Below are 7,019 nucleotides of genomic sequence, written 5' to 3'. Positions count from 1 at the left end.
CTGGAGCCCCTCCGTGACGCATCACGAGCACAAGCACGCCGCCACCCGCACCGCCGCCACCCGGACGCCCGCGCCCGCGCCCCTCTCCCCCGCACCCTCCGCCTCCTCCCGCCCGGAGCCCCGCGCATGAGGGTCACCGACACGAGCGACCTGTGGTGGCGCACCGCCGTCTTCTACAACCTCGACGTGAAGACGTTCATGGACTGGGACGACGACGGCGTCGGCGACCTCGAGGGCCTCGTCCACCGGATCGACTACCTGGCCGAGCTCGGCGTCAGCTGCCTCTGGCTCGCGCCGTTCTACCGGTCCCCCGGCCGCGACAACGGCTACGACATCAGCGACTTCTACGGAGTGGACGAGCGCTTCGGGCACCACGGCGACGTCGTCGAGGTGATCCGGACCGCCCACGACCGCGGGATGCGTGTGATCGTCGACCTCGTCGTCAACCACACCTCGGACCAGCACCCCTGGTTCCAGGCCGCCCGCTCCTCTCGCGACAGCCCGTACCGCGACTACTACGTCTGGCGCGACGAGCCGCCCGCCGATCAGCCCGCGAACGTGTTCCCGGACGCGGAGGACGGCGTCTGGTTCCGCGACGAGGAGGCGGGCCAGTACTACCTGCACCACTTCTACCGGCACCAGCCCGACCTCAACACCGAGAACCCGGCCGTGCGCGACGAGATCGCGAAGCTCATCGGGTTCTGGCTGCAGCTGGGCGTCGACGGCTTCCGGGTCGACGCGGTGCCCTACCTGATCGAGCCCGGCGAACGCGACGAGCACGAGTGGCTGCGCCTGCTGCGCCGCTTCGTCTCGCGGCGCTCCGGCGAGGCGATGCTGCTGGGCGAGGTCAACGTGACCCGCGAGGAGCAGCTCGGCTTCTTCGGCGGCGAGGACGCGGACGAGCTGTCGATACAGTTCGACTTCATCGGCAACCAGCGCCTCTACCTCGCGCTGGCCCGGGAGGAGGCGGCGCCGCTCGTCGAGGCGCTCGCGAGCCGCCCCGAGATCTCCGTCGGCAGCCAGTGGGCGAACTTCGCGCGCAACCACGACGAGCTCACCCTCGACCAGCTGAGCGACGACGAGCGCGACGAGGTCTTCGCGGCGTTCGCTCCGGAGCAGTCGCAGCGGATCCACGGGCGCGGCATCGTCCGCCGCCTCCCGCCGATGGTCGACGGCGACCCGCGCCGCGTCCGCCTGGTCCACAGCCTGGTCTTCTCGCTGCCCGGGACCCCGGTGCTCTACTACGGCGAGGAGATCGGGATGGGCGAGAACGCCGACATCCCGGGCCGCAGCGCCGTGCGGACCCCGATGCAGTGGAGCAGCGCCGCCAACGGCGGGTTCTCGCGCGCCGACGCCTCCGACCTGATCGCCGCCCCTCCCGGCGGCGGCTTCGGACCCGAGCACGTGAACGCGGCCGCGCAGCTCCAGGATCCGGACTCCCTCCTGGCCCACGTGAAGGGCCTCGCCTGGCTGTACCGGCGGTCGCCGGAGATCGGCTGGGGCGAGTACACGCACCTGCCCTGCGACGAGCCGAGCGTGCTCGCGCACCGGATGTCCGCGTCGACCGGCACGACCGTCGCGGTGCACAACCTGGCGTCGAACCCGCGCACGGCGCACCTGACGCTCCCCGACACCCCCGCCGGGGCGCGGCTGGTCGACTCCCTCGGCGGCGAGTCGCTCCCGCTAGACGAGGACGGCGCCGTGTCGGTGCCCCTCGACGGCTACGGCGCGCGCTGGTTCCGCGTGGTCACGGAGGAGTCGCGCCGGCTGGTCTGAGCGGAGGGGCGGGGCTCTTCTCGACAGTCCAGGAGTCGTCGCAGTCGCGCTCGAGTGCGACGACTACTGGACTGTCGAGGGAGGCGGGGCAGGAACGGAGGACGAAAGCACCCACCGCACGAAACGTTACGCACATCGGTCCACAGCATCGTTGACGCCGCCGCCCTCCCCCGCCTACCGTGAAGCGCAACGTTTCGCCCCCGCCGCCGCACCAGGAGGATCCGCATGGCCCCCACTCCGCCGAGCCACCGCGTCCTCGCGAGCGGCAGCCGCATCCCCGCGATCGGCGCCGGCACGTTCGGCTCCGACCGCTACGACGCCGAGACCGTCGGCCTCGCGGTCGAGCACTCCCTCCGCGCCGGCTTCCGCCTCCTCGACTGCGCCACCGTCTACGGCAACGAGCCGCGCGTCGGCCGGGCGATCGTCGACTCCGGAGTCGACCGCGACGAGCTCTTCGTCATGTCGAAGATCTGGAACGACGCGCACGAGCCCGCGGCGGCCGTCGCCTCCGTCGAGCGCTCGCTCGCCGATCTCGGCCTCGACGTGCTCGACGCCGTCTTCGTGCACTGGCCCTTCCCCAACCACCACCCGCCGCACGCCGAGACCGACGCACGCGATCCGCACGCCCGCCCGTACGTCCACGAGGCGTTCCTCGAGACCTGGCGCGCGCTCGAGAGCCTGGTCGACCGGGGCCTCGTCCGGCACCTGGGCACCTCCAACGTCACGATCCCCAAGCTCGAGCGGATCCTCGCCGACGTCCGCATCGCCCCGCAGCTGAACGAGATGGAGCTGCACCCCTGCTTCCAGCAGCCGGAGCTGTTCCGCTTCTGCCTCGACCACCGCATCCAGCCGATCGGCTACTCGCCGCTGGGCTCGCCGTCGCGGCCGGAGCGCGATCGGGTGGAGGGCGACATCGTCGACATCGAGCACCCCGCGGTGCGGGCGATCGCCGAGGAGCGGGGCGTGCATCCGGCCGTCGTGTGCCTCGCCTGGGCGGTGAACCGCGGCCAGATCCCGATCCCCTTCGCGGTGAAGCCGGAGCAGATCGAGGCGAACCTGGCCGCCGCCTCCCTGGTGCTCACGGCCGAGGAGCAGGAGGCGCTGCGCGGCGCCGAGCGCAACAACCGGCTGATCAAGGGCCAGGTCTTCCTCTGGCCCGGCAGCTCCGGCTGGCTCGACCTGTGGGACGCCGACGGCACGATCCCGGGCTGGAGCGGCTACGGCTCGCCCCGCGCCACCCTGTGACGTGGCCACCTACAAGGACCTGCAGCGGCTGACCGGCCTCTCGCTCTCGACCATCTCGAAGCACTACAACGGGCTCCCCGTGCGCCCCGAGAACCGGGCCGCGATCGAGGCGGCGGCCGCCGAGGTCGGCTTCCGGGTCAACGGCTTCGCTCGAGGCCTGCGCTCGCGGCGCTCCCGCACGGTCGGAGTGCTGCTGCCCGCCCTCGACAACGAGTTCCACCTCTCGATCATCGCGGGCCTCGAGCGGGCCCTGCGCGAGGAGGGCATCGGCGTGCTGGTCGGCGTGAGCCGCCCCGAGCCGGGAGCCGCGGTCGACCTGCTGCTCGAGAAGATGGTCGACGGGATCGTGGCGGTGCCGTCCGCGGGCGACGTCGACGCGCTGCGCCGCGCCTCCGAGCAGGGCACCCCCGTGGTGGCCGTCGACTGGATCGACGACGCACTGGTCACCGATCGCGTCGCGCTCGACAACGCGGGCGCGGGCGCCTCCGCCGCCCGCCACCTCCTCGACCACGGCCACCGCTCGATCGCGGTGCTCAGTGGGGAGGACGGAGTGTCCTCCACCCGGGAGCGGACCGCCGGCTTCCTCGCCGCCCTGGCCGAGCGCGGCGTGCACCCCGCCGCCGACGCCGTGGTGCGCGGCCCGCTGACGGTCGAGAGCGGAGTCGCCGCCGTCGAGCGGATCCTCGCCCTGAGCCCCCGGCCGACCGCCCTGTTCGCGAGCAACCGCGAGCTGACGGTCGGCGCCCTGATCGCCCTCGGCGACTCCGGGCTGCGCGTGCCGACGGACCTCTCCGTCGTCGGCTTCGACAACGTCGAGCTGGCCCGCGTGGTCCGCCCGCACCTGACCACGATCGCCCAGCCGACGGAGGCGATCGCCGCCGAGGCCGCCGCCCTCGTCCGCCTCCGCCTCGACTCCGGGGCGGAGCAGCCCGGTCCCCAGGAGCGGAGGCTCCCCGGCCGCCTGCTCGCCGGCTCGTCCGTCGCCCACCTCCACGACCTCTAGGAGCTCCTCTTGCTGACCACGACCCTCCTCCACCCCGAGATCCTGCACGCGCTCGCCCGCGCGGGCCACGGCTCCCGCGTCCTCATCGCCGACGGCAACTACCCCGTCGGCACCACGCTCGGACCGAACTCCGCCCTGGTGCACCTGAACCTCCGGCCCGACATGCTGACCGTCGACGAGATCCTCGACGCCCTGCTCTCGGCGATCGTCGTCGAGGAGGCGACGGTCATGACCCCCGCGCCCGGGATCGACGTCCCCGCGCAGGACGCCTTCCGCCGGTCCCTCGACGGCGTCCCCTTCACCTCGCTCGAGCGGCACGCCTTCTACGCCGAGGCGCGCACGCCCGACGTCGCGCTCACCATCGCCTCGGGCGACCGCCGCATCTACGCGAACCTCATCCTCACGATCGGCGTGCGCCCGGCCGACGCGTCCTGAGCGGGCGGGCGGGACGTCGTCCCGCCCGCCCCCGCTACTCCTCCAAGGTCGCCGGTCTCGCGAGCGACTACCGCGACTCCCGCGGAGTCGCGCGTACCCGCCCGCTCCCTGAGAGTCCACGAGGCGTTCTCACGGCCGGCATCCCTACTCTGGTCGGCGTGGATCTCGACACCCTCCTCAACATCGGCCTCGTCGTGCTGTTCGTCCTCCTCGGAGGCGTCTTCGCGGGCACCGAGATGGCCATCGTCAGCCTCCGCGAGAGCCAGGTCCGCGCGATCGAGGCCGGCAGCGAGCGCGGCCGGCGCATCGCCGAGCTCGTCCGCAACCCCAACACGTTCCTCTCCGCGGTCCAGATCGGCGTCACGCTCGCCGGCTTCTTCTCCTCGGCGTACGGCGCCTCGACCATCGCGCCCGACCTCGTGCCGCCGCTGCAGTCGCTCGGCCTCTCGGCCTCCGCCGCCTCGACCGTCGCCCTGATCCTGATGACCCTCGTCATCGCGTACCTCTCCCTGGTGCTGGGCGAGCTGGTCCCCAAGCGCCTGGCGATGCAGAAGTCCGTCGCGTTCACCAAGGCCCTCGCGCCCCCGCTCAACGCCCTCGCGCGCCTGATGCGCCCCGTGATCTGGCTGCTGTCCGTCTCGACCGACGCCGTCGTCCGCCTCCTCGGCGCCGACCCGCGCGAGAAGGGCGAGAGCGTCTCGGCCGACGAGGTGCGCGACATGATCTCCAGCAACACCGAGATCCACGAGGACAGCCGCCGGCTGCTCACCGACATCTTCCGCGCGGACGACCGCCGCGTCGCCGAGGTGATGCGCCCGCGCCCGGACGTCGACTTCCTCCGCGGCGCGCTCAGCGTGGCCGAGGGCTACGCGGCGGTCCTCGACCAGCCGCACTCGCGCTACCCGGTGGTCGGCGACGACTTCGACGACGTCCTCGGCTTCGTCCACGTGCGCGACCTGATGTCCGCGTTCCCGGAGGCGGGCCGCGCCGGCACCGCGAGCAGCGTCGCCGACATCACCCGCCCGATCCTCGCGGTCCCCGGCACGACGAAGGTGCTCGCGGCCCTGCGCACCATGCGCCAGGACGGCCACCAGATCGCCGTCGTCATCGACGAGTACGGGGGAACCGACGGCATCATCACGCTGGAGGACCTGCTCGAGGAGCTCGTCGGCGAGATCTACGACGAGTACGACGGCGCCCGCCAGGCGGTCGACGCGAAGGCGGCCGAGCAGCTGCACGACGTCGACGGCGGAATGATCCTCGAGGACCTGGCGGAGCAGCTGGGCATCGAGCTGCCCGAGGGCCCGTACGAGACGGTCGGCGGATTCGTCCTCGACCGGATCGGCCGCGTGGCCGTGGTGGGCGACTCCGTCCTCGTCGGCGACCACCTGCTCCGCGTGGCCGAGACGGACCGCTACCGCATCTCGCGGCTGACCCTCGTGCCGCAGCCCGCGTCGGAGCCGAGCCCGCCGACGGCGCCCGCCGTCTGACGGGCGACCGGCCGCCCCTAGGGCAGAGGGCCCTCCACCCAGCGCGTGGCGGCGCGGCCGCGGGCTCCGGGCTGCGCGATCCACAGTCCACCGGCGTGCGGATGACGCGCCCGCTCGTCCGCCGAGAGGTCGCGTGATGCGGAGGTGACGACCGCGATGTCCAGGTCCTCGCCCGCGAAGGCGATGCTGGAGGAGTGCGGGGCGTCGATCCTGATGCCCTCGCCCTCGCCCTGGCTGCCGTCGGCCTCGAACACTCGAACGCCGCTCCCGCCCCAGACCGCGACCCACACGCGGCCGTCGGCGTCCACGGTCAGTCCGTCGGCGAACACGCCCTCCTCGAGCTCGACGAAGGGCTCGCGCGGGCCGTGCTCGGCGTCCGCGTAGGAGCGGCGGTGGATCACGCCCGACTCGGTGTCGGCCGAGTACAGCACAGAGCCGTCCGGCGAGAAGCCGAGTCCGTTCGAGAGCCGCAGGTCGTCGTCGAGCACGGTGACGGATCCGTCGTGCTCGATGCGCAGCAGGACGTCGTCGCCCGCCGACTCGCCGAGGGTCAGCGAGCCGACCAGGAGGCGCCCCTGCGGGTCGATCGTGCCGTCGTTGAAGCGGTGCCCCTCCGGCAGCAGCTCGGAGCCGCGCGTGAGGGAGCCGTCGACCTCCAGGATCGCGAGCCGTCGGGTCAGCGCGACGAGCGTCCGCCCGTCGCCCAGGGGCAGCGCGGCGCCGACCTGCTCGCCGACGTCGGTGCGCGAGATCGCTCCGATCCCCTCCGCGGTGACGGGGGCGGACAGGACCGCGCCGGCCTCGATGTCGACCCAGGTGAGGCGGGCGGTGTCCGGATCCCAGACGGGCCCCTCGCTGAGGACGTAGGTGGGGGTGCCCGCGGGCGTCGCGTCGATCATGCCTCCACGCTAGGCCGAGGAGGCGGGCGGTGTCAGGCCTCGCGGGACGGATCCGGGCTCGCGTCCACCGCGCCTCGCTCCGCCTCCGGGTGGGCACCGATGCCCGGGATACACCCGCTCGGCGGTCCGTGACAAGGGGTGAATAGCCCGGCGATATGGAGCCGCCCGCGG

The 7,019-nt window shown here is 73.0% G+C and carries 6 protein-coding genes; 5 read left to right on the top strand and 1 reads right to left on the bottom strand.

Features of this window, described 5'->3' with window-relative positions:
- Nucleotides 1-126 precede the first annotated feature (126 nt).
- The 5 genes from C5B93_RS11965 to C5B93_RS11945 all read left to right on the top strand — a co-directional run bounded on the left by C5B93_RS11965 (nt 127) and on the right by C5B93_RS11945 (nt 5,949).
- Nucleotides 127-1,776, top strand: a complete 1,650-nt coding sequence (locus C5B93_RS11965) for an alpha-amylase family protein (RefSeq protein ID WP_104292548.1) — start codon at nt 127-129, stop codon at nt 1,774-1,776.
- A gap of 225 nt (nt 1,777-2,001) precedes the next feature.
- Nucleotides 2,002-3,021, top strand: a complete 1,020-nt coding sequence (locus C5B93_RS11960) for an aldo/keto reductase (protein WP_104292547.1) — start codon at nt 2,002-2,004, stop codon at nt 3,019-3,021.
- A gap of 1 nt (nt 3,022) precedes the next feature.
- A complete protein-coding gene (locus C5B93_RS11955) occupies nt 3,023-4,024 on the top strand; it encodes a LacI family DNA-binding transcriptional regulator (protein WP_104292546.1) in 1,002 nt (333 codons plus the stop codon).
- A 9-nt stretch (nt 4,025-4,033) separates the two neighbouring features.
- Nucleotides 4,034-4,459 (top strand): RbsD/FucU family protein, encoded by a 426-nt coding sequence (locus tag C5B93_RS11950; RefSeq protein ID WP_104225080.1) that lies wholly within the window; start codon nt 4,034-4,036, stop codon nt 4,457-4,459.
- A gap of 158 nt (nt 4,460-4,617) precedes the next feature.
- Nucleotides 4,618-5,949 (top strand): hemolysin family protein, encoded by a 1,332-nt coding sequence (locus C5B93_RS11945; protein WP_104233863.1) that lies wholly within the window; start codon nt 4,618-4,620, stop codon nt 5,947-5,949.
- Between the two features lie 17 nt (nt 5,950-5,966).
- Here the strand turns inward: C5B93_RS11945 and C5B93_RS11940 are convergent, their stop codons facing one another.
- The gene (locus C5B93_RS11940; RefSeq protein WP_104233862.1) at nt 5,967-6,848 is read right to left on the bottom strand and encodes an SMP-30/gluconolactonase/LRE family protein; all 882 of its coding nucleotides are present in this window, start codon (nt 6,846-6,848) and stop codon (nt 5,967-5,969) included.
- Between the last annotated feature and the right edge of the window lie 171 nt (nt 6,849-7,019).

Origin of the sequence: Rathayibacter sp. AY1A2 (assembly GCF_002930935.1) — a bacterium.
Taxonomy (GTDB): domain Bacteria; phylum Actinomycetota; class Actinomycetes; order Actinomycetales; family Microbacteriaceae; genus Rathayibacter.
This window is presented reverse-complemented; position numbering and strand designations above follow the sequence as displayed.